General features: G+C 60.1%; 32 protein-coding genes. 17 read left to right on the top strand and 15 right to left on the bottom strand.

From position 1 onward, the window contains the following. The first annotated feature begins 42 nt into the window (after positions 1–42). From argB to slmA, 3 genes are all read left to right on the top strand, one after another. Positions 43–930, top strand: coding sequence for an acetylglutamate kinase (gene argB, locus AC07TV_RS09480; RefSeq protein ID WP_494648149.1), 888 nt, complete (start codon positions 43–45; stop codon positions 928–930). A gap of 64 nt (positions 931–994) precedes the next feature. Further along, the gene (locus tag AC07TV_RS09485) at positions 995–1,657 is read left to right on the top strand and encodes a pyrimidine 5'-nucleotidase (protein ID WP_494648150.1); all 663 of its coding nucleotides are present in this window, start codon (positions 995–997) and stop codon (positions 1,655–1,657) included. 12 nt (positions 1,658–1,669) lie between these two features. Next, positions 1,670–2,278 (top strand): nucleoid occlusion factor SlmA, encoded by a 609-nt coding sequence (gene slmA, locus AC07TV_RS09490; RefSeq protein ID WP_494648151.1) that lies wholly within the window; start codon positions 1,670–1,672, stop codon positions 2,276–2,278. A gap of 51 nt (positions 2,279–2,329) precedes the next feature. Here the strand turns inward: slmA and hemB are convergent, their stop codons facing one another. Beyond that, entirely contained in the window at positions 2,330–3,334 is a 1,005-nt protein-coding gene (hemB, locus tag AC07TV_RS09495) for a porphobilinogen synthase (RefSeq protein ID WP_494648152.1), read from the bottom strand. 134 nt (positions 3,335–3,468) lie between these two features. Next, on the bottom strand, positions 3,469–4,131 hold the full coding sequence (gene yihA / locus AC07TV_RS09500; RefSeq protein WP_494648461.1) for a ribosome biogenesis GTP-binding protein YihA/YsxC: 663 nt from the start codon (positions 4,129–4,131) through the stop codon (positions 3,469–3,471). A 107-nt stretch (positions 4,132–4,238) separates the two neighbouring features. Between yihA and AC07TV_RS09505 the strand changes: the two genes are divergently transcribed. The 5 genes from AC07TV_RS09505 (at position 4,239) to msrQ (ending at position 7,992) form a co-directional block, all read left to right on the top strand. After that, positions 4,239–4,874, top strand: coding sequence for a c-type cytochrome (locus AC07TV_RS09505; protein WP_494648153.1), 636 nt, complete (start codon positions 4,239–4,241; stop codon positions 4,872–4,874). A 120-nt stretch (positions 4,875–4,994) separates the two neighbouring features. Beyond that, positions 4,995–5,426: a CBS domain-containing protein gene (locus AC07TV_RS09510; RefSeq protein WP_494648154.1), complete on the top strand. Its 432-nt coding sequence runs from the start codon at positions 4,995–4,997 to the stop codon at positions 5,424–5,426. 1 nt (position 5,427) lies between these two features. Continuing rightward, positions 5,428–6,270, top strand: coding sequence for an HDOD domain-containing protein (locus tag AC07TV_RS09515; RefSeq protein ID WP_494648155.1), 843 nt, complete (start codon positions 5,428–5,430; stop codon positions 6,268–6,270). Between the two features lie 104 nt (positions 6,271–6,374). Next, entirely contained in the window at positions 6,375–7,325 is a 951-nt protein-coding gene (msrP, locus tag AC07TV_RS09520) for a protein-methionine-sulfoxide reductase catalytic subunit MsrP (RefSeq protein ID WP_494648156.1), read from the top strand. Position 7,326: 1 nt separating this feature from the next. After that, positions 7,327–7,992, top strand: coding sequence for a protein-methionine-sulfoxide reductase heme-binding subunit MsrQ (msrQ, locus tag AC07TV_RS09525; protein ID WP_494648157.1), 666 nt, complete (start codon positions 7,327–7,329; stop codon positions 7,990–7,992). Between the two features lie 67 nt (positions 7,993–8,059). Here msrQ and AC07TV_RS09530 read toward each other — a convergent pair whose 3' ends face one another. Continuing rightward, the gene (locus AC07TV_RS09530) at positions 8,060–8,953 is read right to left on the bottom strand and encodes a methyltransferase domain-containing protein (RefSeq protein WP_494648158.1); all 894 of its coding nucleotides are present in this window, start codon (positions 8,951–8,953) and stop codon (positions 8,060–8,062) included. After that, positions 8,950–9,933 carry a biotin synthase BioB gene (gene bioB / locus AC07TV_RS09535; protein ID WP_494648159.1) on the bottom strand — a complete coding sequence of 328 codons (984 nt, stop codon included), beginning with the start codon at positions 9,931–9,933 and terminating at the stop codon, positions 8,950–8,952. The genes AC07TV_RS09530 and bioB overlap by 4 nt, the downstream gene beginning before the upstream one ends. An 83-nt stretch (positions 9,934–10,016) precedes the next feature. Between bioB and AC07TV_RS09540 the strand changes: the two genes are divergently transcribed. Further along, positions 10,017–10,733, top strand: coding sequence for a ComF family protein (locus AC07TV_RS09540; protein WP_494648160.1), 717 nt, complete (start codon positions 10,017–10,019; stop codon positions 10,731–10,733). A 44-nt stretch (positions 10,734–10,777) separates the two neighbouring features. Beyond that, entirely contained in the window at positions 10,778–11,242 is a 465-nt protein-coding gene (locus AC07TV_RS09545; protein WP_494648161.1) for a tRNA (cytidine(34)-2'-O)-methyltransferase, read from the top strand. Here AC07TV_RS09545 and AC07TV_RS09550 read toward each other — a convergent pair. Genes AC07TV_RS09550 through AC07TV_RS09575 form a run of 6 tightly spaced genes read right to left on the bottom strand, consistent with a single transcriptional unit; the run spans position 11,239 to position 14,174 of the window. Then, positions 11,239–12,228 carry an NAD(P)H-dependent glycerol-3-phosphate dehydrogenase gene (locus AC07TV_RS09550; protein ID WP_494648162.1) on the bottom strand — a complete coding sequence of 330 codons (990 nt, stop codon included), beginning with the start codon at positions 12,226–12,228 and terminating at the stop codon, positions 11,239–11,241. The genes AC07TV_RS09545 and AC07TV_RS09550 overlap by 4 nt on opposite strands. Beyond that, positions 12,225–12,665 (bottom strand): SH3 domain-containing protein, encoded by a 441-nt coding sequence (locus AC07TV_RS09555; RefSeq protein WP_494648163.1) that lies wholly within the window; start codon positions 12,663–12,665, stop codon positions 12,225–12,227. Before AC07TV_RS09555 ends, AC07TV_RS09550 begins: the two co-directional genes overlap by 4 nt. Before the next feature lie 10 nt (positions 12,666–12,675). Beyond that, complete coding sequence (secB, locus tag AC07TV_RS09560) at positions 12,676–13,140, bottom strand: protein-export chaperone SecB (protein WP_494648164.1); 465 nt, start codon at positions 13,138–13,140, stop codon at positions 12,676–12,678. Positions 13,141–13,170: 30 nt separating this feature from the next. Further along, positions 13,171–13,431, bottom strand: coding sequence for a glutaredoxin 3 (grxC, locus tag AC07TV_RS09565; protein WP_494648165.1), 261 nt, complete (start codon positions 13,429–13,431; stop codon positions 13,171–13,173). Then, positions 13,428–13,847: a rhodanese-like domain-containing protein gene (locus AC07TV_RS09570; protein WP_494648166.1), complete on the bottom strand. Its 420-nt coding sequence runs from the start codon at positions 13,845–13,847 to the stop codon at positions 13,428–13,430. Before AC07TV_RS09570 ends, grxC begins: the two co-directional genes overlap by 4 nt. Positions 13,848–13,856: 9 nt before the next feature. Continuing rightward, positions 13,857–14,174, bottom strand: coding sequence for an ArsR/SmtB family transcription factor (locus AC07TV_RS09575; protein WP_494648167.1), 318 nt, complete (start codon positions 14,172–14,174; stop codon positions 13,857–13,859). Between the two features lie 75 nt (positions 14,175–14,249). Between AC07TV_RS09575 and AC07TV_RS09580 the strand changes: the two genes are divergently transcribed. The 4 genes from AC07TV_RS09580 (at position 14,250) to AC07TV_RS09595 (ending at position 18,406) form a co-directional block, all read left to right on the top strand. Beyond that, positions 14,250–15,683, top strand: coding sequence for a murein hydrolase activator EnvC family protein (locus AC07TV_RS09580; RefSeq protein WP_494648168.1), 1,434 nt, complete (start codon positions 14,250–14,252; stop codon positions 15,681–15,683). Beyond that, positions 15,680–17,095: a S41 family peptidase gene (locus AC07TV_RS09585; RefSeq protein WP_494648169.1), complete on the top strand. Its 1,416-nt coding sequence runs from the start codon at positions 15,680–15,682 to the stop codon at positions 17,093–17,095. Before AC07TV_RS09580 ends, AC07TV_RS09585 begins: the two co-directional genes overlap by 4 nt. A 20-nt stretch (positions 17,096–17,115) precedes the next feature. Continuing rightward, the gene (locus AC07TV_RS09590; protein ID WP_494648170.1) at positions 17,116–17,517 is read left to right on the top strand and encodes a hypothetical protein; all 402 of its coding nucleotides are present in this window, start codon (positions 17,116–17,118) and stop codon (positions 17,515–17,517) included. 61 nt (positions 17,518–17,578) lie between these two features. After that, entirely contained in the window at positions 17,579–18,406 is an 828-nt protein-coding gene (locus AC07TV_RS09595; RefSeq protein ID WP_494648171.1) for a HesA/MoeB/ThiF family protein, read from the top strand. On the opposite strand, the gene ribD is transcribed toward AC07TV_RS09595, so the two are convergent. The 4 genes from ribD to AC07TV_RS09615 form a co-directional block, all read right to left on the bottom strand. Further along, entirely contained in the window at positions 18,321–19,409 is a 1,089-nt protein-coding gene (ribD, locus tag AC07TV_RS09600) for a bifunctional diaminohydroxyphosphoribosylaminopyrimidine deaminase/5-amino-6-(5-phosphoribosylamino)uracil reductase RibD (protein WP_494648172.1), read from the bottom strand. The two genes, AC07TV_RS09595 and ribD, sit on opposite strands and share 86 nt — an antisense overlap. Then, a complete protein-coding gene (gene nrdR / locus AC07TV_RS09605; RefSeq protein WP_310494623.1) occupies positions 19,406–19,870 on the bottom strand; it encodes a transcriptional regulator NrdR in 465 nt (154 codons plus the stop codon). Before nrdR ends, ribD begins: the two co-directional genes overlap by 4 nt. A gap of 69 nt (positions 19,871–19,939) precedes the next feature. Beyond that, on the bottom strand, positions 19,940–21,190 hold the full coding sequence (glyA, locus tag AC07TV_RS09610) for a serine hydroxymethyltransferase (protein ID WP_494648173.1): 1,251 nt from the start codon (positions 21,188–21,190) through the stop codon (positions 19,940–19,942). Between the two features lie 39 nt (positions 21,191–21,229). Next, positions 21,230–21,886, bottom strand: coding sequence for a histidine phosphatase family protein (locus AC07TV_RS09615; protein ID WP_494648174.1), 657 nt, complete (start codon positions 21,884–21,886; stop codon positions 21,230–21,232). A 103-nt stretch (positions 21,887–21,989) separates the two neighbouring features. On the opposite strand from AC07TV_RS09615, the gene AC07TV_RS09620 reads away from it, so the two are divergent. The 3 genes from AC07TV_RS09620 to AC07TV_RS09630 all read left to right on the top strand — a co-directional run bounded on the left by AC07TV_RS09620 (position 21,990) and on the right by AC07TV_RS09630 (position 25,196). Next, positions 21,990–22,583 carry a TRAP transporter small permease subunit gene (locus tag AC07TV_RS09620; protein WP_494648175.1) on the top strand — a complete coding sequence of 198 codons (594 nt, stop codon included), beginning with the start codon at positions 21,990–21,992 and terminating at the stop codon, positions 22,581–22,583. Then, positions 22,583–24,079 (top strand): TRAP transporter large permease, encoded by a 1,497-nt coding sequence (locus AC07TV_RS09625; RefSeq protein WP_494648176.1) that lies wholly within the window; start codon positions 22,583–22,585, stop codon positions 24,077–24,079. The genes AC07TV_RS09620 and AC07TV_RS09625 overlap by 1 nt, the downstream gene beginning before the upstream one ends. Positions 24,080–24,533: 454 nt before the next feature. Then, a complete protein-coding gene (locus tag AC07TV_RS09630) occupies positions 24,534–25,196 on the top strand; it encodes a PEP-CTERM sorting domain-containing protein (protein WP_494648177.1) in 663 nt (220 codons plus the stop codon). Positions 25,197–25,256: 60 nt separating this feature from the next. Here the strand turns inward: AC07TV_RS09630 and AC07TV_RS09635 are convergent, their stop codons facing one another. Beyond that, on the bottom strand, positions 25,257–26,180 hold the full coding sequence (locus AC07TV_RS09635) for a LysR substrate-binding domain-containing protein (protein WP_494648178.1): 924 nt from the start codon (positions 26,178–26,180) through the stop codon (positions 25,257–25,259). Between the last annotated feature and the right edge of the window lie 92 nt (positions 26,181–26,272).

The raw sequence follows: 26,272 nt of genomic DNA on the forward strand, positions 1-26,272 counted from the left end.
TTTTCTTTGTACAATCCGCGGCGATTCCACTTGGAGCCCGCCATGAGCATTGAAGACCTCACCCCCGGCATCAAGGCCGCCGTTCTGGCCGAAGCCCTGCCCTACATCAAGCGTTTCCACGGCAAGACCATCGTCGTTAAATACGGCGGCAATGCGATGACCGACGAGCACCTGAAAAGCTGCTTCGCCCGTGATGTTGTGCTGCTTGAACTGGTCGGCTTTAACATCGTCGTCGTGCATGGCGGCGGCCCGCAGATCGAAAGTCTGCTCGGCCGTGTCGGCAAGAAGGGCGAGTTCGTTCAGGGCATGCGCGTCACCGATGCCGAAACGATGGAAGTCGTTGAAATGGTGCTTGGTGGCCAAGTCAACAAGGACATCGTCAACTTGATCAACCAGCATGGCGGCAAGGCCGTCGGCCTGACCGGCAAGGATGGCAACTTCATCCGTGCCAAGAAGCTGATGCTGGAAAACAAGGACCACCCGGGCGACCTGATCGACGTCGGCCAGGTCGGCGAGATCGTTTCCATCGACCCGACCCTGATCGACCACCTCGACAAGGGGTCCTTCATTCCGGTCATCGCCCCGATCGGTGTCGGCAAGGATGGCGAGACCTATAACATCAACGCCGACGTCGTCGCCGGCAAGATTGCCGAAGTCCTCAAGGCCGAAAAGCTCGTGTTGCTGACCAACACGCCGGGGGTGCTCGACAAGAACGGTGATCTGATTACCGGCATCACCCCCAAGCAGATCGACGAAATGGTCGAGGATGGCACCCTGTCCGGCGGCATGCTGCCAAAAATCGGCTCGGCGCTTGATGCCGCCCGCAATGGGGTCAAGGGCGTGCACATCATCGACGGCCGCGTCGAACACGCGTTGCTACTGGAAATTCTGACCGACCATGGCGTCGGTACAATGATCAAGTCGCACTGATGCTTGATTGCACTCCCAAAAGCCCGCGACAGCGGGCTTTTTCCTTTCCGCAACGGAAATGGCCATGAAAAACCCGGTCTGGCTGTTCGACCTCGACAACACACTGCACAACGCGACGCCGCATATCTTCCCCCACATCAACCGTTCGATGCGCCAATACATCGAGCACCACCTCGGCGTCGACGAACATGAGGCGACGCGGATTCGACAAGGCTACTGGGAACGTTATGGCGCCACGCTGCTCGGCCTGATGCGCCACCACGACACCGACCCGCGCCACTTCCTGCGCGAAACCCACCGGTTTCCCGACCTGCCGCGCATGGTTGTCTTCGACAAGCCCCTGCTCCACACGCTACGCCGGCTGCCCGGCCGCAGGATCATTTTCTCCAATGCGCCGCGGCATTACGCCGAAGCGATTCTCGAGATAACCGGCCTCGACCGTTGTTTCGATGCCGTCTATACGGTCGAAAACCTGCGTTTCCAACCCAAGCCCATGCTCTCGGGATTCCGCACCCTGCTCCGCGCCGAGCACCTCGACCCGCGTCGTTGCATCATGATTGAGGACAGTCTGGCCAACCTCGTCACCGCCAAAAAGCTCGGTATGAAAACTGTGTGGGTGAGCGCTGGCTCACGCCAGTCGCCTTTTGTTGACGTTAAAATCCGCTCGGCAACACAATTATCAAAATGCTACGGTCGACTGGAAATTTCGGCCAAAAATGAAATCTGAGGAGGGGGAAACATGGCGACAAAACCGGGCGAACGCCGCCTGCAAATCCTGCAGACGCTAGCCGAAATGCTGGAAACCCCGAAAGGGGAAAAAATCACCACTGCCGCGCTGGCCGGCAAACTGGATTGCTCCGAAGCGGCGCTTTACCGCCATTTCGCCAGCAAGGCCCAGATGTTCGAAGGTCTGATCGAATTCGTCGAGCAAAGCCTGTTCAGCGTCATCAACCAGATCACCACCGAGGAAAACGAAGGCTTCAAACAAGTCGAGCTGATCATCGGCCTGCTCCTGCGTTTTGCCCAACGCAACCGCGGCATGACCCGGGTCCTGATCGGCGACGCCCTGGTCAATGAAAACGAGCGCCTGCAAATCCGCATCAACACCCTGCTCGACAAAGTCGAAGCGGCCATCAAACAGGCCCTGCGCATCGCCGCCACCCAGGAAAACCTCAAGCCCGATGCCGATTTCGGCGCCCTGGCCAATTTGCTGCGCTGCTACGTCGTCGGCCGCTGGGAACAATACGCGCGCAGCGGCTTCACGCGCGAGCCACTGACTCAATGGCCACAGCAATGGCCAATGCTCTATTTCGCCTGTCTGTCGCAATCCGGCGCACCAGGCGCCTGAAAAACAAAATGGCGGCTTAGGCCGCCATTTTTCCATCCAGAATCGCTGAGCTCAGCCCCTCAGATACTCCGCCGCATCGAGTGCAAAATAAGTCAGGATGCCATCGGCTCCAGCCCGCTTGAACGCCAGCAGGCTCTCCAGCACGCAGGCCTTCTCGTCCAGCCAGCCGTTCTGTGCCGCTGCCTTGAGCATCGCGTACTCGCCGCTGACCTGATAGGCATAGGTCGGTACCTTGAACTCATCCTTGACGCGCCGCACGATGTCCAGATACGGCATGCCAGGCTTGACCATGACCATGTCGGCGCCCTCTTCAAGGTCGAGCGCCACTTCGCGCAACGCCTCGTCGGTATTCGCCGGGTCCATCTGGTAGGTGTACTTGTTGCCCTTGCCCAGATTGCCAGCCGAACCGACCGCATCGCGGAAGGGGCCGTAGAAGGCCGACGCATACTTGGCGGAATAGGCCAGAATGCGTGTGTAAATCTGTCCGGCCCCCTCCAGTTCGGCCCGAATACGGGCAATACGACCATCCATCATGTCCGATGGTGCGACGACATCGACCCCGGCCTGGGCATGACACAGCGCCTGCCTGGCCAGGACTTCCAGCGTCTCATCGTTCAAGACGTAGCCCGTTTCGTCGATCAGCCCATCCTGGCCATGGCTGGTATAGGGATCGAGCGCCACATCGGTAATCACCCCGAGATTCGGGAATTCGCGCTTGAGCGCCTTGATCACCCGCGGCACCAGTCCGTTGGCGTTGTACGCCTCTTCGGCCCCGAGCGACTTCAGCGAAGCGTCGATTACCGGAAACAGCGCCAAAGCCGGAATCCCGAGTTTTACAGCCCGCTCCGCCGTCTTCAACAAAACATCGAGCGACTGGCGCTCAACGCCGGGCATGGACGACACTTTTTCGACACGCCCTTCGCCCTCAAGTACAAAAACCGGGTAAATGAAATCGTCGGCTGTCAGCACCGACTCCCGCATCAAACGGCGGGAAAAATCATCACGCCGCATCCGGCGCATCCGGGTTCCGGGAAAACCACCAGTCACAACAGCCATGCCTCAACCTCGATCAATTGAACACAGAAAAATTTTCATACTCGGCGGAACTTCCCGCCATGACGCGCGTCAGATTCGGCAGATGGCACGCGCTGTCTCCCGCTTCACCTCCCTGAGCGGGCGCCTTGACCCTGTTAAGGCTTTTTGGCCCCCGGACTCCCCTTATCCGGGGGCCCTTTGTTTTCTTTTGGCTTGATTTCGATCTCCAGCCAACTGGCGAGAACGCCCTCAGCCTCTTCGACACCGGTCTTTTTCAAGCTGGAAAAGAGCTGAACCGAATACAGGTCAGCATCACCCCAGGTCGCCACCTCGGCCTTGACCGATTTCAGGGCTTTCATCTGCTCCTGGCGGCTCAACTTGTCGGCCTTGGAAAGCAGGATATGGATCGGTCGCCCGGTTGGGCGAAACCAGTCAATCAGGCGCAAATCAAGGTCGGTCATCGGCCGACGGATGTCCATGATGACAACCAGCCCGGCCAACTGATCCCGCTTGCTCAGGTAGGGGCCAATCAGGCCTTCCCACTGCGAGCGAATCGCCTCCGGCGCCTTGGCATAACCATAGCCCGGCAAGTCCACGAAATACTTGCCGTCGGCCAGCGTGAAATAATTCAAATGCTGCGTACGACCCGGTGTTTTGCTGACGTAGGCGAGACGAACACGCCCCGCCAGGGTATTGATGGCAGAAGATTTTCCGGCATTGGAACGGCCAGCGAAGGCCACTTCGCGAACAGAATCCTGCGGTAAATCACGGAGATTGGCGACGGTTGTCAAAAAAACCGCCTGCTGGAACAGAGGCATAAAAAACTCGGAAGACCCGCCAAGAGGGCGGCGAACTGATATAGAATAACAGGTTTGTAACCTCCGTTCCGGCCAAAGCGCCCATAAACGCGCACTAGGAGTTCGAAATGATCCGTAAAGCGGCACTGGCGATCCTTTTCGCCACCAGTTTCGTCACCCACGCTTCCGAAGAAGCGCATGCCAAGGCTGACCCAGCCAAAGGCAAGGCTATTGCCGAATCCATCTGTGTTGCCTGTCATGGCGTCGATGGCAACAGCCCGACTTCGGCCAATCCGAATCTGGCAGGCCAGGTTGAGGAATACATCGCCAAGCAACTGAAGAACTTCAAGCCGGTTGGCGACAAGCCGCCCGTGCGCAACAACCCGATCATGGCCGGTATGGCTGCCCCTCTCTCCGACGACGACATCAAGAACGTCGCTGCCTGGTTCGCCAGCCAGAAGCAGAAGCCAGCCGCTGCCAAGGACGAAAAACAGATCGCGCTTGGCCAGAAAATCTGGCGCCAGGGTGACTTCAAGAAAGGCGTACCGGCCTGTGCCGGCTGTCACGGCCCGGCTGGTGCCGGCTTGCCCGCCCAGTACCCGCGTCTGGCAGGTCAGTTCCAGGAATACACCGAAGCCCAGTTGAAGGCTTTCCGTGTTGACGAACGCGCCAACGATCCGGAAAAGATGATGCGCACGATCGCAGCCAAGCTGTCCGACGCCGAAATCAAGGCAGTCGCCGAATACGCCGCCGGCCTGCGCTGATTGGCGCACCAGCATGAGAAAGGCAGCCTCGGCTGCCTTTTTGTTTTTCTGGCGCTTGGCAGTCTACGTCGACGCGACTAGACTGGACACACAATACCCCAACGGAGTAGGAGACAAAACATGAAGACGCTCAAACAGCTTCTCGCGGGCCGGAATCGCCCATTGGCCGTCGTCGCGCCTGGCGATACCGTTTTTCACGCTCTAACCGTAATGGCCAAGCATGAGGTCGGTGCCGTGTTGGTTCTGGACGGCGAACAACTGGTCGGCATTTTTTCCGAACGCGACTATGCGCGAAAAATCATCCTGCACGGCAAGACATCCAAGGAAACCCTGGTCAAGGAAATCATGAGCGACAAGGTTGCCTACGTGACTCCAGGGGTTTCGCTTGACGAGTGCATGGCCCTGATGACCGAAAAGCACTTCCGCCACCTACCGGTACTGGATGACGAAGGAAATGTGCTGGGCATCATCTCCATCGGCGATCTGGTCAAGGAAACGATCTGCGACCAGCAATTCCTGATCACCCAGCTGGAACACTACATCGCCAGTTGAAATGAGCAGCGGTAGCAGTATCCACTTTCGCATCCTCGAAGATATCGCCCGCGATCTGTCGGGCGATGTCAATTTTCCGACCTGCCTGGATGCGGCCATTCTCGTCCGTAACGCACTGAAAGATCCATTTGCCAGCACCGAACAAGTGGTTCAGGCGATCAGCGTCGAGCCGCTGATCTCCAGCAAGCTTTTACGACTGGCCAACTCGGTCGTCTACAACCCTTCCGGCGATGAGGTTTCGAACCTCAATGCCGTAGTCAAGCGGCTTGGGTTCGACATTGTCCGAACGACATCCTTGGCCGTGGCCATGGATCAGATGCTGAGGTCCAGGAATCTGGCGGCCTACGATCATATTTCCCGGCAAACCTGGGAGCACTCCTTGCAGGTTGCGGCAATCGCGCGTGTGCTGGCCCGCAATCTGGGCCGCGTTCAGCCGGAAAACGCAATGCTGACCGGTCTGGTCCACAACATCGGCATTTTCTACCTGCTGTTTCGTGCGGCGGAATACCCGGAATACCGCAACAACGAGCCGGCAATGATCGAACTGCTGGCCGGTTGGCACGAAGGGATAGGCGAGAGCCTGTTGCACATCCTGGGGCTACCGGCGGCGATTACGGATGCCGTGCGCGACCAAAGCCATTTGAGCCGGGTCGAAAAGCCCTGCACCATCAGCGATATTCTCTATTTTGCCATCGCGCTATCCGACAACTGCCTGCCGTGGCAACGCAGCGTGGTGGACACCGAGGAAGAGGTTAGACGGGAGGAGGACCGCCTACGCTACGCCGATCTCCTGAAGAGCGCCGAAGAAGATATCGTCGAGTTGCGGGCGGCGCTTTCTGCCTGAACCTGCGGGCATCCTGTCAGTCTGAAATTCATCGCGCCGGGCCTTCGCTGTAAGGATTCGGGAAGGATACCGACTAATGGATACGCAAGCCTTCAGGAACCATCATGCTGATTCGCCCCCACCCGGAATTACCCAGCTCTGAAATCACCGATCCGCAGGTTTACGCCGGTCGCCGCGACTTCGTTCGTTCTCTCGCCCTCGGCCTCGGTGCGGCTAGCCTGGGACTAGCCCACGGCGCGGAGCCCCGCAGCGGAAGCGGCCGTTTCGAGAGTCTGCTCGCCAGCCCGTTCTCGACGCGCGACGACAAACTGACGCCGTACCAGTCGATGACGACTTACGGCAATTTCTACGAATTCGGACCGGACAAGGACAGCCCGGCGAAAAATGCCCATCGCTTGCGCACGCGGCCGTGGACAGTGACGATCGACGGCGAAGTCAAAACGGCAAAGACCTTTGCCATCGAAGATATCCTGAAATGGGCGCCACTCGAGGAGCGCATTTACCGGCTGCGTTGCGTCGAGGGGTGGAGTGCTGTTGTGCCCTGGGTCGGATTTCCGTTCGGCGAACTGCTCAAACGGGTCGAACTGACCGGCAACGCCAAGTTCGTCGAGTTCTGGAGCCTGGACGATCCCGAACAAATGCCCTACGTGCGCATTCCGCTGCTTGATTGGCCGTATGTCGAAGCACTCAGGCTCGATGAAGCACGACATCCGCTGACGCTTCTCGCAGTCGGCATGTACGGCGAGGTCATGCCGAAGCAGAACGGGGCTCCGCTTCGCCTCATCGTGCCTTGGAAATACGGCTTCAAGGGGGCAAAATCGATCGTTCGCATTCGCTTTGTCGAGAAGCAACCGCAAACGGCATGGATGAAAGCCGGGCCTGACGAGTATGGCTTCTACTCCAACGTCAATCCGGATGTCCCGCACCGGCGCTGGAGTCAAGCCAGCGAACGCCGTCTCGGCGAGTTTCTCAAACGCAAGACGCTACCCTTCAATGGCTACGCCGAGCAGGTCGCCGGCCTGTACGCCGGCATGGATTTACGGAAAAATTTCTGACATGAGCTTCAACCCCGACAACCGCCAACTTGGCCAGATCAAGATCGCCCTCTTCGCCCTCTGCCTGATCCCCGCAATGCGCCTGGTGTGGGCTGCTTATACCGGAGACTTCGGGGCCAACCCGGTGGAATTCGTCCAGCGGTGGACCGGCACCTGGACCTTCAACCTGCTGCTCATCACGCTCTGCGTGACGCCGCTGCGGGCGATGACGCAAATACACTGGCTGACCCGGCTGCGGCGCATGCTCGGGCTATTCTGTTTTTTCTACGCCACGCTGCACTTCCTGAGTTTCATCGGCTTCGACCATGACTTCGTACTCGATGACATCGCCAAGGATATTTTCAAGCGCCCCTTCGTGACAGTCGGCTTTGCCGCCTTCCTGTTGTTGATTCCACTGGCTGCCACCTCGAGCAACTGGGCCATTCGCAAGCTGGGCGGACGAAAATGGCAGGAACTGCACCGCAGCATCTACCTGATCAGCATTCTCGCCACAGTGCATTATTTCTGGCTGGTCAAGGCCACCGCGCTGCTCTGGCCGCTGGCGTATTCCGTGGCCGTCGCCATGCTACTCGGCTGGCGGATTCGTGAACGCCAGCGCAAGGCGATCCCGGTACCGCAATTTCAGGGAGTGAAGCCGCTGAAATTCTTCAAACAGAAACCGGATTGATCCGTCCGGCAGCTTGCCACGGTCAACTGGAAAAAACGGCCAAAATTGAAAGCCTCGGGACTAGGCCTCAGCCTTTCCGGGTCAGATCAAAGCGGACGATGGCGCGACCATCCGGCGTTTTCTTCGGCTCTGCCTTCCAGGCGTGACCGTAGATGACCTCGAAGGTCGCCGGTAGCCTGCCATCCTTGCGCATCGCTTCGTAGGCGGCCTTGCCGCTCGCCCACGACTTTCGGCCGGTCATCCCGTGGCGCCGGGCCTTCATGGCGCAGGATGAGCCGGCAGCACGCAGTTCGGCAAACATGGCGTCCACATCGTCGTAGGTCAGCGTGATGACCTCCATGTCCATGACCGGATCGGCAAAGCCGCAGCCGACCAGCATGTCGCCGAGATCGTGCATGTCGGCAAAACGTTGGGTGTGGGCGTAACCATCGGCGAAAGCGGCACGCAGTTCCTTCAGCGTATCCGGGCCAAGGGTCGAGAACATCAGCAAGCCGCCAACTTCAAGCACGCGGTGCGCTTCGGCCAGCGCCGGAATCGGATCATCCAGCCAGTGCAGCAGCAGGTTGGACCAGACGATTGCGGTAGACCGCGATTTCAGGGGCAAATTGGCCGCATCGGCCGCCAGGCGAAGCGGCTCGGCATTCTTGCCGAGCCCCAGCCAGCGTTGCCAGCCGGCGCGCGGGATACGGCCGGCAGAAAGCATGGCCGGCGCGACATCCAGACCGATCAGTTCAGCCTCGGGATAGCGGGCGGACAGACCGGGAAAGCTCCCACCGCGACTGCAGCCGAGGTCGAGAATCCGCTTCGGTTCGACCTTGACGAAATCGAGCCGCTCTTGCATCCGGCGATCGACTTCGCGGGCGAAAAAATCGCCTTCGCCATAGGTTGCGGCAACTCTGGCAAAGCGTCGACCGACGTGTTGCCGGTCGACAAAACCTGAATGCGGGCTGGCTGAGCTCAAATTGCCTTGACGCCGAGACGGGCAAACAGCGCGTCGTCGCGTTCGATGTCCGGGTTGCCGGTGGTCAGCAAGAAATCGCCATAGAACATCGAATTGGCACCAGCCAGGAAGCACAGGGCCTGCAGTTCGTCACTCATCTCCTGGCGACCAGCCGACAGGCGAACCCACGAGGTCGGCATCATGATGCGGGCGGCGGCGATGGTCCGCACGAACTCGAACGGGTCGAGGCGATCCTTGTCGGCCAGCGGCGTACCGGGAATCGGCACAAGATTGTTGATCGGCACGGACTCCGGCGCCTTGGGCAGGTTGGCCAGTTGAACGAGCAAACCAGCGCGGTTCTTGCGCGATTCGCCCATGCCGATGATGCCGCCGGAGCAGACGTTGATGCCGGCATCGCGGACCTGCTCGAGGGTATCGAGACGGTCGTCCTGAGTGTGCGTCTTGATGACCTGACCGTAGAACTCCTTGTCGGTATCAAGATTGTGGTTGTAGTAGTCGAGGCCGGCGTCCTTGAGCTTTTCAGCCTGGCCTTCCTTGAGCATGCCGAGGGTCACGCAGGTCTGCATGCCCAGCGCCTTCACTTCGCGCACCATGTCGAGCACGCGGTCGAGATCGTTGTCCTTCGGCCCCTTCCAGGCGGCCCCCATGCAGAAGCGCGAAGCGCCCTTGGCCTTGGCGGCCTGGGCAGCGGCAACCACCTCGTCGAGCGGCATCAGACGCTCGCGCTCGGTGTCGGTGTCATAGCGGGCCGACTGCGAGCAATAGCTGCAATCTTCCGAACAGCCGCCGGTCTTGACCGAAAGCAGCGTCGAGCGTTGAATGGCGTTCGGATCGAAGTTTTCGCGGTGCACTCCCTGCGCCCGCCAGATCAGGTCCATCAGCGGCAACTCGTAGAGCGCGAGTACTTCAGCAACCGACCAGAGACGGGCGGGAGCAGACTGGGAAACAGACGAAACGGCGGCGGTGGAACTAGCTTGCATGAAAGGCCTTGCGTGAAAAATGCTATAAAAATCAGATACGAAACGCATCGGTAATTATGGATTATCGCGGACGCTCCGGCTGGATGTCAATTTTACCCCAGCCCGAAGGGCTCAAACGGCTTGGCCGGAAAATCCTCGACGCCGCCCTGCCAGGCAGTTGCCTGCTTTGTGGCGCCGACAGCCGGGGGAACCTGCTCTGCCCGCCATGCACGAACGATCTTCCTCCCTTGCCCACGGCCCTGTGCCCGATCTGCGCCGTCCCGACGACGCATGGCGAACGCTGCGGCGCCTGCCTGCGTGAGACGCCGCACTTCGCGCGGACCATCGCCCTTTACTGCTACGACTTTCCGGTCGATCGAATCGTTCATGCACTCAAGTACGGGCACCAACTGGCGGTGGCCGGCTGGGCTGGGCAAAAACTGGCCGGGCTAAGCAGCACCGAAGCATTCGATTGCATCATTCCCCTCCCCCTGCACGCTGAACGCCTGCAGGAAAGGGGCTTCAACCAGTCAGCCGAGATCGCCAGGGCATTTCAATTTTGGGCAAAAATTCCGGTTGACCGTGGGAATGTCCTGCGCACGCGAGTAACGCCTCCACAAACCTCGATGCCGCACAAGGAGCGCCACAAAAACGTCCGTGGCGCCTTCGAGTGTCGGCAGGACTTCACCGGCCAGCGCCTGCTGCTCATCGACGACGTCATGACCACCGGCGCGACAGCCAACGAGTGCGCCCGCGTCCTCAAACTGCATGGCGCCGCCGAGGTCACCGTTGCCGTCATCGCCCGTGCGCTACGGCACTGAATCCATGCTCTAATTCGCCCCCTTCACCGTTCGAAAGCTGTCGCGTGTTTGCCGTCGTTCTCTACCAGCCCGAAATTCCGCCCAACACGGGCAATATCATTCGCCTGTGCGCCAATACCGGAGCCGAGCTGCATCTGGTCGAACCGCTCGGCTTTGACATCACCGACAAGGGTTTGCGCCGGGCCGGACTGGATTATCACGAATACGCTCGCGTCGTGCGTCACGCCGACTGGGACGCGTGCAAGGCGGCACTGGCCGGCCGGCGCACGTTTGCCATGACGACCAAAGGCACGGGCAGTCCGTTCGATACGGCTCTGCAGGAAAACGATGTATTTGTTTTTGGTCGCGAAACGAGCGGACTGCCGCCGGAAGTGCTCGCCGAGTTTCCGCCGGAACAGCGACTGCGCCTGCCCATGCAGGCCGGGCAGCGCAGCCTCAACCTCTCCAACGCTGCCGCCGTCACCGTCTTCGAAGCCTGGCGCCAAGCCGGCTTCGCAGGCGCCAGCTAGGCCAACTCTTCTTTCGGATCGCGGGCCATCAACTGCTCGACGGCCTGCGCTGCAGTCAAACGACCATCCAGCACGGCCGCCACGGCGGCGCTGATCGGCATATCGACGCCGAGTTGGCTCGACAGACGATCAACTTCGCGGGCGGTATAAACGCCTTCGGCGACATGCCCGAGTTCTTCGAGAATCTGTGGCAGCGATTTGTTCTGGGCCAGCGCCAGACCGACGCGACGGTTGCGCGACAGATCGCCGGTACAGGTCAGGATCAGGTCACCCATGCCGGCCAGACCCATGAAAGTCTGCCGGTCAGCACCCAGCGCCAGACCAAGCCGGGCAATTTCGGCCAAACCCCGGGTCATGAGTGCCGCCCGGGAATTCAGGCCTAGCCCAAGTCCATCGCAAACGCCCGTAGCGATGGCCAACACATTCTTGACGGCACCACCGACTTCGACGCCGACCAGATCATCGTTGGCGTAGATACGCAGGCGCGAGGTGTGCAACTGGCGCGCCGCTTCGCGGGCGAAGGCCGGGTCATTGCCGGCCAGCGCCACGGCAGTCGGCTGACCGGCCGCCACTTCCTCGGCAAAGCTGGGGCCGGACAACGCCCCGCACAAGGCCTGTTGGCCGAGCACTTCAGTCACCACCTGATGCGGCAGCTTGCCGCTACCCGCCTCGAAACCCTTGCACACCCACAACACCGGCAACGTGCAGCCGATGGCCTTGAGACGCTCGACCGTGGGCCGCAAACCGGCAATCGGCGTCGCCACGATGAGCAACTCGGCCGCGGCAACCGCTGCCTCGAAGTCCGTAGACACGGCGACCGAGTCCGGCAACTTGTAGCCCGGGAAAAACCGATGGTTTTCTCGGGTGGATTTCAGGTCGGCAGCGACATCCTCTTCGCGCGACCACAGCGTCAGCTCATGCTTGCCGGCAAAGGCAATGGACAGCGCCGTGCCCCAGGCACCAGCGCCAAGCAGCGAAATTTTCATAGGCCCCAGACCTGCGTCGAACGAATGTAGCCGGTCGCGCCGTCGCGATGGCGCACCTTGGCCCAGCCCGGCGAGGCGGGTTCGATGAATTCAACAGCCACCCATTTGTCCAGTTCGGCCAGGACGGTCGATTCCGGCTTGTCCGACTGGCGAATTTCAGCTTGCGGCGCGGTCACAACGAGCGTCCGCTTGTCCACGAGGTTGCGCGACTCCAGCCAGGCCAGCGTCCCTTCGGCATCGCGCACCTTGAACCAGCCTTCGAGCTTGACGACGACCTCGACCGGCGTCTGCGCCTTGATCAGGTAGAGCTTCTTGCCTTGCAGCGACGGCGCATCGAACAGAATGGCCGCCGGCACACTGACCGAGCGGTAGTCGATAGCCAGCGCTGCTCCCGCAGCGCTGATCAGCGACAGGGCGACAAGCGCACGACGCCACATGGCAATCACCTTACTGGATCGACACTTCAGCCGGCGCGCCAGCCTGTTCCTGCTGCTGCAGGCGCTGCATGTACATGCCTTCAAAGTTGACTGGCTGCAGGACGATCGGCTGGAAGCCGGCGCGGCTGACCGAGTCGGAGACTGCTTCACGGGCGTAGGGGAAAAGAATGTTCGGGCAAGCGACGGCAATCAGTGGCTCGATCTGCTCTTCCGGGACGTTCTGGATGCGGAAGATACCGGCCTGGCCAACTTCAACCAGGAAAACCGTCTTGTCGCCCATCTTGGCAGTGACGGTCACGGTCAGCACAACTTCGTAGACGTTGTCGCCAACGGTACGGCCACCGGTATTGAGCTGGATCTCGACTTGCGGAGCTTCACGCTCAAGGAAGATTTCCGGCGCATTCGGCACTTCGACCGACAGATCCTTGACGTAGAGTTTTTCAATGCCGAAGACGGGCTGAGCGTTTTGTTCCATGATTTTCTTTCAGAAGTTAAATCGGTTTAATCAGCCTTCGAGCAGCGGCTTCAACTGACCGGATGCATCGAGGGCATAGAGATCGTCACAGCCACCCACGTGGGTTTCGCCAATGAAGATTTGCGGCACTGTACGCCGCTGAGTTTTCTGCATCATTTCATCGCGGCGTTCCGGATCGAGATCGACACGAACCTCCTCAATCAGCTCAACGCCGCGCGCCTTGAGCAATTGCTTGGCGCGCGTGCAATAAGGGCAGACTGCCGTCGTATACATCAGGACATGGGCGCTCATTTGCTCTTGGCCCCCTTCTTGATCGGATAACCGGCCCCCACCCAGGCATCAACACCACCGGACAGGTTGTACAGCTTTTCGAAGCCCTGCTTCTTGAGCTCGCCACAGGCCTTGTTCGAGCGCATGCCGGAGGCACAGCAAACGATGATCGGCTTGTCCTTGAACTTGTCCAGCTCGCCGATACGCTCGGCCAGCGCGCCGGTCGGAATATTCTTCGCTTCCGGCAAATGCCCGGCCGCGTACTCGGCAGCTTCACGAACATCAAGGATGTGCGCATCTTCACGATTGATCAACTGAGTCGCCTCGGCCGGCCCGACGCTATTGCCGGCGGGGCGCATCACCATCGGCCAGAGCAGGGAAAGGCCACTGACAGCGACCAGCGAAACCAGAAGGATATTCTGGTTGATAAATTCCATCGGTATCACTTAAGCCTCCGTCCCGCAAAAAACTTCGCGCATCATGCTGACCAGTTGCAGCGTACGTTGGTCACCAACCCGGTAATAAACACGGTTGGCATCCTTGCGGGTCACCAGCACGCCTTTTTCGCGCAGAATGGCCAGGTGCTGGGAAATATTGCTTTGCGATGTCCCCACCGCTTCGACGATTTCCTGCACACACGCCTCCTGTTCGCCAAGCACGCAAAGGATTTTCAGGCGCAGCGGGTGGGCAATGGATTTCAGCGCACGGGCGGCCAGCTCGATGTGCTCCTGCTTGTCGATCAAACTGAAGGAAGGCGTTTCCAAGATAAAACCTCGTTTCGGTGAATGGCGCATTATAAAATAGCGTTTTACGTTTCGCTTAATCGAAATCAATCCGCGATGACCTTTGGACATACCCGGCACGGCCAGCGCAGCCCTCGGCCATCCGGCAAAAGGCTGACAGCGGCACTGATTGCCGCCATTTTCACGGGCGCGGCACCGGTCGGCGCCAAGCCTGCCGCGGTCGAAAAAAAACCGGCCCAGATCGTCGCTTCGCCCGATATTGCCGAAAAACAGGCCGATCTGGGCGAATTGCGCAGCCGCATCGAAGGGTTGCGCAAGGAATTATCCAGCAGCGAAGAGAGCAAAGCTGACGCCGGCGACCGCCTGCGCGAATCCGATCGCCAGATTTCGCGCCTGCAACGCGAGCTGCACGAATTGAACGATTCCCGCGGTCAACTGGAAAAAAAGCTCAAAAACCTTGAGCAACAATCACAGGAACTCGGCGTCACGCTCGGCCAGCAACAAGCCCAGCTGGAAAGACTGATCTACAAACAATACCTGCGCGGCACCCCGGACTCGCTGCAACTGCTGCTCAATGGCGATGATCCCAACCAGATGGCGCGCGACCTGCACTACCTGTCAGCCATCGCCCTGACCCGTGCCGAACTGATGGGCGAAATCAACGCGACACTCGACAAAAAGAAAGCGCTGGCCGCCGACGCCAAGGAGCGCAGCGCTGAATTAGCCGAGGTCGAAGCGGAGCAGAAAAAACGCCATGCCGATCTACAGAGGCAGCGCGAGGAGCGCCAGGCGCTGTACGCCCAGCTGGCCAGCAAGGTCAGCGCCCAGCGCAAGGAAATCGGCACCCTGCAACAAAACGAAAAACGGATGACCCAGCTGATTGATCGGCTGTCAAAAATCCTCGCCGCCCAGGCGGCAAAGGCGGCCAAGGCAGCCGAAGCGGCACGCCTGGCCGAAGTGCGCCAGGCCGCGGCTCGGCAGAAGGAAAAAGTGCGCGAGAGGGAACGAGAAAAGGACAAGCGACCTTCGCATCCGGAAGAGCGGGAAATCGCCCGCCCGACTCCCGCCATAGAACCCATTCGCCCAAGAACCGTTGAAGCCGAAAACCACTACGAACCCGCCCCGAGCAACGGCAGTTTCGCTCGCCAGCGCGGCAGCCTGCGCCTGCCGGTACGCGGCGCGGTCTCTGGCCGTTTCGGTTCGGCCCGTGACGGCGGCGGCACCTGGCGCGGCCTGTTCATCAAGGCTGGCGCCGGCAGCGAGGTCAAGGCCATTGCCGGCGGCCGCGTCGTCTTCTCGGAATGGATGCGCGGCTTCGGCAACCTGCTCATCGTCGACCACGGCGACGCCTACCTGTCGATCTACGGCAACAACGATGCCCTGCTCAAACAGGTCGGCCAGGCCGTCAAGGGTGGAGAAACGGTTGCCACTGTGGGTAACAGCGGGGGCAATCCCGAATCCGGTTTATACTTTGAACTCCGCCACCAAGGGCAACCGATCGACCCGATGAAATGGGCCAGCTTGAAATGAGCAAAACGAAAACCATTAGCTTGACCGTTGGCGCCTTTGTCGCCGGCGCACTGATCAGCCTGAACTTCCCGGCCATGGCCGAAAAGGAAGTCAAACCCGGCCTGCCTATCGATGAGCTGCGCACCTTTGCCGAGGTGTACAGCGCCATCAAGCAGGGCTACGTCGAGCCGGTCGAAGACAAGAAGATGATCACCAATGCCATTTCCGGCATGCTCTCCAACCTCGACCCGCACTCGACCTACCTCGACGCCGATGCCTTCAAGGATCTGCAAGTCGGCACGCAGGGCGAATTCGGCGGCCTGGGCATTGAAGTCGGCATGGAAGACGGCTTGGTCAAGGTCGTTTCGCCGATCGAGGATACCCCGGCCTATCGCGCTGGCGTCAAGGCCGGCGACCTGATCTTCAAACTCGACGAAACCCCGGTCAAGGGTCTGACCCTGTCGGATGCCGTCAAGAAGATGCGCGGCAAGCCGAAGACGCCAATCAAACTGTCGATCATCCGCAAGGGCGAAACCAAGCCGATCGAGCTGACCCTGATCCGCGAAGTGATCAAGGTGCAGAGCGTCAAATCCAAACTGGTCGAGCCCGGCTACGGCTGGGTGCGCGTCACGCAATTCCAGGAAAATACCGTCGCCGAACTGGCCAAGCATGTTTCCGCCCTCTACAAGGATGGCAACAAGCTGAACGGTCTGGTGCTCGATTTGCGCAACGACCCGGGCGGCCTGCTCAACGGCGCCATCGGCGTTTCAGCAGCTTTCCTGCCACCCGACGTCAAGGTCGTATCGACCGATGGCCGCACCGCCGACGCCAAGCAGGAATTCCGGGCGCGGGCACAGGATTACCTGCGCGGCAGCAAGGAAGATCCGCTCAAGAACATGCCCGTCGAAGCCAAGAAGGTGCCGATGGTCGTTCTGGTCAATGGCGGCTCTGCCTCGGCTTCCGAAATCGTCGCCGGCGCACTGCAGGATCACAAGCGCGCCATCATCGTCGGCACCCAGAGTTTCGGCAAAGGCTCGGTGCAATCCGTTCTGCCGCTACCGGGCAACACCGCCATCAAGCTCACCACGGCCCGCTACTACACGCCGGAAGGCCGCTCGATTCAGGCCAAGGGCATCACGCCCGACATCGTTGTCGAAGAGAGCGCCAACGGCGCCAGCCCGGGAATGCGCGTGCGCGAAGCCGACCTCGACCGCCACCTGAGCAACGACCGCGACAAGGAAGCAACCAAGGAACCGGCCAAGCCGGAAGCCAAGGGAGCGGCCAAGACACTCAAAAACGGCAAGGACAAGAAGGAAGATGCCGAGGAAGAAATGCCGCAACGTCTGGAGTACGCCACCAAGGGTGACTACCAGTTCCAGCAGGCGCTGAATCTTCTCAAGGGTCTTCAGATCATGCAGAATAAGGCGCAATAGTTCATTGATCGGGAGGGATGATGGCCGACACAGACCTCAAGAAAAACCGGGAAATTCTGTTCTCCAAGTTTCCGCCGGGCCAGGTGCCCGAAGCGGCGGATGATCTGCAGCATCTGGAGGAAGTCGAGGTTCAGGCCAGATTCGAAAAGCGCTCGCTGGGTGTCTGCTACGATCTGCAGCAGCACACCCTGCGGGAGCTTGACGAGCATCTGGTCGACAAAGGCTTTCATCTCGACAACACGTTATTCACGAAACTGACCCGGGCGCTGATCTACTACGTCGAAGAGACCCAGCTGCACAACATCGGCGCCCCGGAAAAACGCCTGAAACGCTCGGCCCAGGAAGCCTACGTCAACGCCTGGGAACATCACCCGCACGGCGACCATGACGACACGCCACCGGAGTGGCGCGAATACAAGTAGCTCACGGGATCGAGGATCGGGTTTTAACCCTCCTTGATCACAATGGCTGACAATGCACCAAATGACCGACGAGCAGCTACTCCGTTACAGCCGACACATCCTGCTCGACGCGTTGGGCATCGAAGGTCAGACGCGAATTCTGGATACCCACGCATTGATCATCGGCGCCGGTGGTCTTGGTTCGCCAGCGGCGCTCTACCTGGCCTCGGCCGGGGTCGGCAGGATCACGCTGGTCGACGACGACACGGTCGATTTCACCAACCTGCAGCGGCAGATTCTGCATACCCAGGCACGCGTCGGCATGGCCAAGGCCGAATCCGGTCGTCAGGCGCTGAGCGCCATCAATCCTGACATCGAGATCATTCCGCTGCAGCAGCGTCTATCGGGTGAGGGGCTCGATGCGCTGGTTGCCAGCGCCGACCTCATTCTCGACTGCACCGACAACTTCGCCTCCCGCCACGCCATCAACCGCGCCTGCGTGCATCACCGCAAACCGCTAGTGTCCGGTGCGGCCATCCGCTTCGATGGCCAGATCAGCGTCTACGACCTGCGCCGCGACGATTCACCGTGCTACCACTGCCTGTTTCCCGAAGGCGAGGATGTCGAGGAAGTGCGCTGCGCCGTGATGGGCGTTTTCGCCCCGCTGACCGGCATCATCGGCACCATGCAGGCGGCCGAGGCGCTCAAGCTGGCGGCCGGCATTGGCGAGGCTTTGACCGGACGGCTATTGCTGCTCGATGCGCTGACCATGGAATGGCGCACCGTCCGTTTCAAGAAGGACGACGACTGCGCCGTGTGCGGACCTAAGGGAAACGTGCGATCAGGCGAATATCTTCGCCAAGCTGGCGCAGATCGCGAATCTTCAAGCGCCGCTTGCCGTCTAGCGTAATCAGCTCGGGCAGGTTGAACAGGCCGCTCGCCTCGTGGCCAATCAGGCAGGGCGCCAGATAGAGCAGCAACTCATCAATCAGCCCTTCGCCCAGCAGCGAACCATTGAGCTTGAAGCCGGCTTCGGCGTGAACCTCGTTGATGCCGCGCCGGGCCAGCAATTCGAGCAGGGCTTTGAGGTCAACCTTGTCGCTGCCGTTATTCAGAATTTCGACGAAATTTCCCGTTGACCGTAGCAATGCCATTTTTTCGGCATTCTCTATGGCGCCGACGATCAGCACCGGCTCGCCTTGCAGAATGCGCGCCGTCGGCAGAATTTCCAGCCGGCTATCGACCACCACGCGCAAGGGCTGACGCGTCGTCGCCACGTCGCGCACAGTCAGATTCGGATCGTCGTCGCGCACGGTACCGATACCGGTCAGGATGGCGCAGGCACGGGCCCGCCAGGCGTGACCATCACGGCGCGCATCGGGGCCGGTGATCCACTGGCTGACGCCGTTGTTGAGCGCAGTCTTTCCATCCAGACTGGCCGCCGCCTTGAGGCGTAACCACGGCCGGCCACGCGTCATGCGCGAAACGAAGCCGATATTCAGTTCGCGCGCCTCGCTTTCCAGCAAACCGCTTGCTGTCTCGATACCCGCCGCCTGCAACAAGGCCAGCCCTTTGCCGGATACCAACGGATTGGGATCGGTCATCGCCGAAACGACGCGCGCAACGCCCGCGGCAATCAGGGCCTCGGCGCAGGGCGGCGTCCGGCCATGATGGCTGCAAGGTTCAAGCGTCACATAAGCCGTGGCGCCTTTCGCCCTCTCACCGGCGGCGCGCAGGGCATGGACTTCGGCATGCGGCTCGCCAGCCTTCTCGTGCCAGCCTTCACCGACGATTTCACCGTCGCGGACCACGACGCAACCAACGCGCGGATTGGGCGAAGTCGTCCACAGGCCACGCTCAGCCAGTTGCAGGGCGCGCGCCATCATGCCGTGGTCGACGGCTGAAAAGCTCATTTTTTCTTGGCGGAGGGCGAAACTTCGCGGATCGCCTTGGAGAAGGCATCCACGTCTTCAAAGTTGCGATAGACCGAGGCGAAGCGGATGTAGGCCACCTTGTCGAGCTTCTTAAGCTCGCGCATGACCAGTTCGCCCAACTGCTGCGTCGTCACCTCGCGCTCACCGGCCGAGCGCAATCTTTCTTCGATATCGGCGACAGCGGCATCGACCGACTCGATCGACACCGGCCGCTTGCGCAGCGCCAGTTCCAGACTGGCGCGCAGCTTGGCCCGGCTGAACTCGGTGCGCAGGCCGTTTTTCTTGACCACTTGCGGTAGCTGGATTTCAGCCCGCTCGTAGGTGGTGAAACGCTTGTCACAGGCATTGCACTTTCTGCGGCGACGCACGACATCCGCCTCATCGGAGAGGCGGGTATCAACAACCGCCGTGTCGTCGTTGCCGCAGAAGGGGCATTTCACTTCAAACTCCCGAAAATCTCAGCGCGCCGCCCGAACAAGGCAACGCCGTGCGGGCAAACGCTGGAATTTTCACGCGCCGTAGACCGGGAACTTGGCACACAAGGCAGCGACCTTGGCACGCACGGTAGCGGCAACAGCTTCGTCGTTCGGCGCCTCGAGCACGTCAGCGACCAGATGGGCGATGGTTTCAGCTTCGATTTCGGTGAAACCACGCGTCGTCATGGCTGGCGAACCGATGCGGATGCCGGAAGTAACGAACGGCTTCTGCGGGTCGTTCGGGATGCCGTTCTTGTTGACCGTGATGTGAGCACGGCCGAGGGCTGCTTCGGCTTCCTTGCCGGTGATGTTCTTGGCGCGCAGGTCGAGCAGGAAGACGTGGCTTTCGGTGCGACCGGAAACAATGCGCAGACCGCGCTCTTCGCCGAGTACGCGAGCCATGACGCGGGCGTTGTTGATGACCTGTTCCTGGTAGTTCTTGAACTCAGGCGTCGCGGCTTCCTTGAAAGCAACAGCCTTGGCTGCGATCACGTGCTCGAGCGGGCCGCCTTGCAGGCCCGGGAAGATGGCGGAATTGAGGGCCTTTTCGTGCTCGGCCTTCATCAGGATGACGCCGCCGCGCGGGCCGCGCAGGGTCTTGTGCGTGGTCGAGGTCACGACATCGGCGAAGGGCACCGGGTTCGGGTAGAAGCCGGCGGCAATCAGGCCGGCGTAGTGAGCCATGTCCACCCAGAAAATGGCGCCGACTTCCTTGGCGATCCTGGCGAAGCGTTCCCAGTCGATGCGCAGGGCGTAGGCCGAAGCGCCGGCGACGATGATCCTCGGCTTGTGCTCGCGGGCCAGCGCTTCCATCTTGTCGTAGTCGATGGCTTCATTGGCATCGAGACCGTAGGAAACGACGTTGAACCACTTGCCGGACATGTTGAGCGCCATGCCGTGGGTCAGGTGACCGCCTTCGGCCAAGCTCATGCCCATGATGGTGTCGCCCGGCTTGGCAAAGGCCATGAGCACGGCCTGGTTGGCCTGCGAACCGGAATTCGGCTGGACGTTGGCGGCATCGGCACCGAACAATTTCTTCAAACGGTCGATGGCGATCTGCTCGACGACGTCGACGTATTCGCAGCCACCGTAGTAGCGCTTGCCCGGGTAGCCTTCGGCGTACTTGTTGGTGAGCTGGGAGCCCTGGGCTTCCATGACGGCCTTGCTCACGTAGTTTTCGGACGCGATCAGTTCGATGTGGTCTTCCTGACGCTGCACTTCGGCCTGCATGGCCTGCCAGAGTTCAGGGTCAACTTTTGCCAGGGTGTCTTTCGCGGAAAACATGTTAAATGCCTCAAGCCATTGAAAAGGGGTCGAATTTTATCACGCCGGAAGCTCGTCAAGGGCGCCCGGCTCCAGATGGTCGGTTTCGCCCCAGGTTTTGAGGTTCCACTGGCCGTCGACCGTGACAATCCAGTTGATGCCGGCGTTCGGAATCAGGAAATCGCGCGGCGTTTCCAGCGAGTTGCCACGCACAAAGCGGTTGATGATATCGAGCACGCCGCCGTGCAGCACAATGGCGATGGTCTGGCCGGGATGCAGTGCCGCCAGCTCCTTGAGCTTGCCGGTCACGCGCGCGAACATGGCAATCAGGCTTTCACCCTTCTCGAAATCGTAGTCGGCGTTGCGCCCTTCGAAGGCGGCGTAGCCTTCCGGATGATTGGCTTTCGCCTCGTCGTAAGTCAGCCCCTCGAAAACACCGTAGCGCCGTTCTCGCATTTCCGGCACCGGCGTCGGCTCCAGCCCGAGTTCGGCGCCAATCGATTGCGCCGTCGTCCATGCCCGCTTGAGATCGCTGCTGTAGAGCGCGACAATACCGGCCGATCTGAGCCAGCGCCCGGCCGCCATGGCCTGGCGCACACCGGTTTCGTTGAGGCCGATGTCGATCTGCCCCTGGATGCGCCGTTCAGCGTTCCATTCGGTCTCGCCGTGGCGCACCAGACAGATTTGCGTTGACCGGGTTGTAGGGATTTCCACCATTCTCTGCCTCTCGCCTTCGCTGTAAATTTGGCCCACTCAGATTTTCAATTAACCCCGGCCACTTCAGAAGTCGGGAATTCTATCAACCGAGGAGGACTTTTTCGTGACCCTTCTGCTCAAGCTCTCGCAGCTGATCGACTGGCTCAATGAGCGCGTCGGCAAAAGCGCTTTCTGGCTGGTGCTGATCATGGCCCTGATCAGCGCCGGCAACGCCAGCTACCGCTTTGTTTTCAATGACAGCTCCAACGGCCTGCTGGAAATCCAGTGGTACCTGTTTGCCGCCGTCTTCCTGCTCTGCTCGCCTTACACCCTGCAAAAGAACGAGCACGTCCGCATCGACGTCCTGTCCGGCAAGTTGTCGCCGCGTGGTCTGGCCGTTATCGACATCATCGGCACCCTCTTCTTTTTGCTGCCCATGGTGGTCGCCGTGCTCTGGCTCTCCCTGCCGCTGGTTGCCGAGTCATACAAGATTCAGGAAATGTCGGCCAACGCTGGCGGCCTGATTCGCTGGCCCGTCAAGATCCTGCTGCCCATAGGCTTTACGCTGCTCGCCCTGCAGGGCATTTCCGAACTGATCAAGCGCATCGCCTTCCTGGCCGGACGAATTGACGACCCGAACAACAAGGAAAAGGGCCCGACGCCTGAAGAAGAACTGGCCGCTGCCATTGCTGCAGCCAAAGCACAGGAGGCCAAATAATGGCGGAGTTCATGATTGCCAACATGGCGCCGCTGATGTTTGGCGCCCTCGTTGTATTCCTTCTCTTCGGCTATCCGGTCGCCTTCGCGCTGGCCGCCAACGGCATCCTCTTCGGCCTCATCGGCATTGAACTCGGGCTGCTCCACCCGGCACTCTTCCAGGCTCTGCCGGAGCGCATCTTCGGCATCATGGCCAACGACACCTTGCTGGCCATCCCGTTCTTTACCTTCATGGGCCTCATCCTCGAGCGATCGGGCATGGCCGAAGATCTGCTCGACACCATCGGCCAGTTGTTCGGCCCGATTCGTGGCGGCTTGGCCTTTGCCGTCATCTTCGTCGGTGCGCTGCTCGCCGCAACCACCGGCGTCGTTGCTGCCTCGGTCATCTCGATGGGTCTCATTTCGCTGCCCATCATGCTCCGCTACGGCTACGACAAGAAGCTGGCCTGCGGCGTCATCGCCGCCTCCGGCACGCTGGCCCAGATCATCCCGCCATCGCTGGTGCTGATCATCATGGCCGACCAGCTGGGCAAGTCGGTTGGCGACATGTACGAAGGCGCCATCTTCCCCGCCCTGGTCCTGACCAGCCTTTACGTCGGCTACGTGGTGATACTCACCATCCTCAAGCCCAATGCCGCCCCTGCCCTGCCGCCCGAAGCCCGCACGCTGCGCGGCGTCAAGCTGATGCTGCGCGTCATCACGACGATGGTCCCACCGTTGATGCTGATCTTTCTCGTACTAGGCACCATCTTCCTCGGCATCGCAACACCGACCGAAGGCGGCGCCATGGGCGCGGCCGGTGCGCTGGCTCTGGCGGTGGGCCGCAAGCGCCTGAGCTTCAAGCTGCTCAGGCAGGCCATGGAAACGACCGGCAAGCTGTCGTCGTTCGTGATTTTCATCCTGGTCGGTTCGACGGTTTTTGGCCTGATCTTCCGGGCGGTCAACGGCGACCTGTGGGTTGAACATCTGCTGCTCGGCCTGCCGGGTGGCCAGGTCGGCTTCCTGATCGTGGTCAACTTGCTGGTCTTCCTGCTCGCCTTCTTCCTCGACTTCTTCGAACTGTCTTTCATCATCGTGCCGCTGCTCGCCCCGGTGGCCGACAAGCTGGGCATCGATCTGGTCTGGTTCGGCATCCTGCTTGCGGTCAATATGCAGACTTCGTTCATGCACCCGCCTTTTGGCTTCGCGCTGTTCTACCTGCGCTCGGTGGCCCCGAGTTCCATCAAGACGACCGATATTTACTGGGGCGCCATTCCCTTCGTCTGCATCCAGATTCTCATGGTCGCGCTGATCATCATCTTCCCGAACATCGTCAGCTATGGCGACGAGGCACAGAAGGAAATGCAACGCCTGGAGAAGGAAGGCAAAGCCCCGGCCGCCATCGATCTCGACTCGCTCATGAAACAGAGCGAAGAGGAGCCCGACGAGAAGAAGGAAGGCAACGAGGACGCGGATGCAGCAGCCCTGCTCAAGGGCTTGCAGAGCGACAGCAAGTAATTACGTCGGCTCGCATCAGGGCGGGGTCTGCGGACCCCGCTTTTTTTTCGTACGGTTCAGAGGATGAAGGGGAAGACCAGCCCACGGGCCTCATTCGGCAACTTGCTAACTTCCTACCAGGCGCACCAGACTCACTCAAACGCCTGTTCGACGCCGCCCCGCCAAATAACTGATCTGGCCTATGGCGAATGCCCTGCAACATCTGTCGACGTTTCTTACAGTCAACGAAGACTCAAGGTGAGCACAGAGACACACTGAAAATAATATTTCATAAATTCAATAGGTTAAGAACACGTATATCCAATGGCTTTTTTCTTGCTTTTCTGATCGCGAGCATGCCAATAGAGATTACAAAATCAGGAGAGGGGCATGCGGTGACTAGCCTGTCAAACTGGTGCGCTCAAGACTCATGGGTACCAACTCAACTGGAAGCCTACTGTAGGAGTATTTCTTCATGAAAAGAATTCTCACGTTTCTAGCGCTGTTGGTCGCAACCACTCCATCGTGGGCGGCATTGACCCTATATACCAACGAGACAAGCTATCTCGCAGCGGTTGGCGCCAGTCGTTCATATATTGACTTTGCGGGGTCACCGGCCGCGACAGTCAGTGGCTTTGGTTTTTCTCCCAACGTGGCATTTGGGTCCTGTACCGACTCGACCAACCAATCCACCTGCGGGACAAGCGTATTCCATAACGACAACGCAATTTCCGACATTGGCGGATCGGCAGCAAACAACGGCGTGGGAAGTCTCGCCTGGAGATTTCTCCTGCCTGACGTTTTCGCCTTCGGCTTCAACTACGCCAGCGGCGACATCGCCGCCATCCAGATTGTGGATCCCTCAGGCCTCTCAAGCCTTGTAGACACCACATCCGCCACGGACTTCATCGGTCTTGTTGCCGACACCGCGTTTTACGGCGCCATCGGTGTAAACGCACTGTTAGCGGGAGATGCCGGAAACGACCGCTACTTTATTGATGATTTCCGTATCAATGCACTAAGAACCGTGCCCGAACCGGGAAGTCTTGTGCTGGTTCTCGTGTCGCTCGGCATAGCCGCCTTGATCAGAAAAAGCGGGCGCCCGACACACCTGGAACATATGTCCCCCGCCCACTGAAAAACCCGCCATCTCCACAATTTCAATATGGGGTCTTTGGACCCCATTTTTTCGTCCGGCTCAGGGGATGAAGGGCAGGTTCAATTCGCTGGTGTCGCCGGCCACGGCCGAAAAACGCAGACACTCGTCGATGAACATTTGGGTTGCGCTGCTGACATGCCGCTGGCGCTGACGAACGAACTGGAAGCGCCGACGCAGCGCCAGTTCCGGTGTTCTGATCTCGACCAGACTACCGCGCCGCAAGGCTTCGCGCAGGGATAGCCGGGACAGGCAACCAATGCCCAGGCCGGATTCGACGGCGCGCTTGATCGCCTCGGTATGCTCAAGCTGCAGACAGACATCGGGATCGACGCCGATGGCCCGCACGGCCCGGTCGAACAGGGCGCGCGTTCCCGAACCCGGTTCGCGGACGATCCATTTCTGTGCCGCCAGCGCGGTCGACCGTGCCAACCCTGCTGCCGCCAGAGGATGCGAGGGGGCGCAAAAGACAACCAGTTCATCATCTAGCCAAGGTTCGAAAATCAGATCGGAATCGCTCGCTTCGCCCTCGATCAGGCCGAGATCGAGCTCGAAACGGCGCAGGCGTTCGATGACCTGCTGCGTGTTGCAGACACTGAGATCGACCCGGCTGCCGGGGTTCTTTTGCAGGTATTCAACAACGACCAGCGTCGCCAGATAGTTGCCGATGGTCAGCGTTGCGCCGACGGCGACCGGTGCCAGACGACCGCCGGCCAGGTAGCCCTCGACCTCGCTGGCCCGGGCCAGCATGTCCTCGGCCTGCGGCAGCAGGCCACGCCCGCTGCCGTTAAGGCGCAGCGATTTGCCGACGCGGTCGAACAGCGGGCAATCGAAATGGCGCTCGAGTTCGAGCAGGGCTGTACTGGCAGCGGATTGCGACATGTTGAGCTGCGTTGCCGCCCGCGAAACATTTTCCAGGCGGGCGATGGCAGCAAAGACTTCAATCTGGCGCAGGGTGATTTTCATATCTGTATTTTAGATGACTGATATACAAATTACCCGCTTTTATCAATAAACGATCCAGCCTAAGATCGGTCTCATTTTGTATCAGAAGGAGC

The sequence above is a fragment of the Azonexus sp. GW821-FHT04F04 genome (assembly GCF_059420025.1).

What these genes read in the sequence shown, in the direction of transcription:
- argB (WP_494648149.1), top strand. Translation starts at nt 43, where the DNA reads ATGAGCATTGAAGACCTCACCCCCGGCATCAAGGCCGCCGTTCTGGCC.
- AC07TV_RS09485 (WP_494648150.1), top strand. Translation starts at nt 995, where the DNA reads ATGAAAAACCCGGTCTGGCTGTTCGACCTCGACAACACACTGCACAAC.
- slmA (WP_494648151.1), top strand. Translation starts at nt 1,670, where the DNA reads ATGGCGACAAAACCGGGCGAACGCCGCCTGCAAATCCTGCAGACGCTA.
- hemB (WP_494648152.1), bottom strand. Translation starts at nt 3,334, where the DNA reads ATGGCTGTTGTGACTGGTGGTTTTCCCGGAACCCGGATGCGCCGGATG.
- yihA (WP_494648461.1), bottom strand. Translation starts at nt 4,131, where the DNA reads ATGCCTCTGTTCCAGCAGGCGGTTTTTTTGACAACCGTCGCCAATCTC.
- AC07TV_RS09505 (WP_494648153.1), top strand. Translation starts at nt 4,239, where the DNA reads ATGATCCGTAAAGCGGCACTGGCGATCCTTTTCGCCACCAGTTTCGTC.
- AC07TV_RS09510 (WP_494648154.1), top strand. Translation starts at nt 4,995, where the DNA reads ATGAAGACGCTCAAACAGCTTCTCGCGGGCCGGAATCGCCCATTGGCC.
- AC07TV_RS09515 (WP_494648155.1), top strand. Translation starts at nt 5,428, where the DNA reads ATGAGCAGCGGTAGCAGTATCCACTTTCGCATCCTCGAAGATATCGCC.
- msrP (WP_494648156.1), top strand. Translation starts at nt 6,375, where the DNA reads ATGCTGATTCGCCCCCACCCGGAATTACCCAGCTCTGAAATCACCGAT.
- msrQ (WP_494648157.1), top strand. Translation starts at nt 7,327, where the DNA reads ATGAGCTTCAACCCCGACAACCGCCAACTTGGCCAGATCAAGATCGCC.
- bioB (WP_494648159.1), bottom strand. Translation starts at nt 9,933, where the DNA reads ATGCAAGCTAGTTCCACCGCCGCCGTTTCGTCTGTTTCCCAGTCTGCT.
- AC07TV_RS09540 (WP_494648160.1), top strand. Translation starts at nt 10,017, where the DNA reads ATGTCAATTTTACCCCAGCCCGAAGGGCTCAAACGGCTTGGCCGGAAA.
- AC07TV_RS09550 (WP_494648162.1), bottom strand. Translation starts at nt 12,228, where the DNA reads ATGAAAATTTCGCTGCTTGGCGCTGGTGCCTGGGGCACGGCGCTGTCC.
- AC07TV_RS09555 (WP_494648163.1), bottom strand. Translation starts at nt 12,665, where the DNA reads ATGTGGCGTCGTGCGCTTGTCGCCCTGTCGCTGATCAGCGCTGCGGGA.
- secB (WP_494648164.1), bottom strand. Translation starts at nt 13,140, where the DNA reads ATGGAACAAAACGCTCAGCCCGTCTTCGGCATTGAAAAACTCTACGTC.
- grxC (WP_494648165.1), bottom strand. Translation starts at nt 13,431, where the DNA reads ATGAGCGCCCATGTCCTGATGTATACGACGGCAGTCTGCCCTTATTGC.
- AC07TV_RS09570 (WP_494648166.1), bottom strand. Translation starts at nt 13,847, where the DNA reads ATGGAATTTATCAACCAGAATATCCTTCTGGTTTCGCTGGTCGCTGTC.
- AC07TV_RS09580 (WP_494648168.1), top strand. Translation starts at nt 14,250, where the DNA reads ATGACCTTTGGACATACCCGGCACGGCCAGCGCAGCCCTCGGCCATCC.
- AC07TV_RS09585 (WP_494648169.1), top strand. Translation starts at nt 15,680, where the DNA reads ATGAGCAAAACGAAAACCATTAGCTTGACCGTTGGCGCCTTTGTCGCC.
- AC07TV_RS09590 (WP_494648170.1), top strand. Translation starts at nt 17,116, where the DNA reads ATGGCCGACACAGACCTCAAGAAAAACCGGGAAATTCTGTTCTCCAAG.
- AC07TV_RS09595 (WP_494648171.1), top strand. Translation starts at nt 17,579, where the DNA reads ATGACCGACGAGCAGCTACTCCGTTACAGCCGACACATCCTGCTCGAC.
- ribD (WP_494648172.1), bottom strand. Translation starts at nt 19,409, where the DNA reads ATGAGCTTTTCAGCCGTCGACCACGGCATGATGGCGCGCGCCCTGCAA.
- glyA (WP_494648173.1), bottom strand. Translation starts at nt 21,190, where the DNA reads ATGTTTTCCGCGAAAGACACCCTGGCAAAAGTTGACCCTGAACTCTGG.
- AC07TV_RS09615 (WP_494648174.1), bottom strand. Translation starts at nt 21,886, where the DNA reads ATGGTGGAAATCCCTACAACCCGGTCAACGCAAATCTGTCTGGTGCGC.
- AC07TV_RS09625 (WP_494648176.1), top strand. Translation starts at nt 22,583, where the DNA reads ATGGCGGAGTTCATGATTGCCAACATGGCGCCGCTGATGTTTGGCGCC.
- AC07TV_RS09630 (WP_494648177.1), top strand. Translation starts at nt 24,534, where the DNA reads ATGAAAAGAATTCTCACGTTTCTAGCGCTGTTGGTCGCAACCACTCCA.
- AC07TV_RS09635 (WP_494648178.1), bottom strand. Translation starts at nt 26,180, where the DNA reads ATGAAAATCACCCTGCGCCAGATTGAAGTCTTTGCTGCCATCGCCCGC.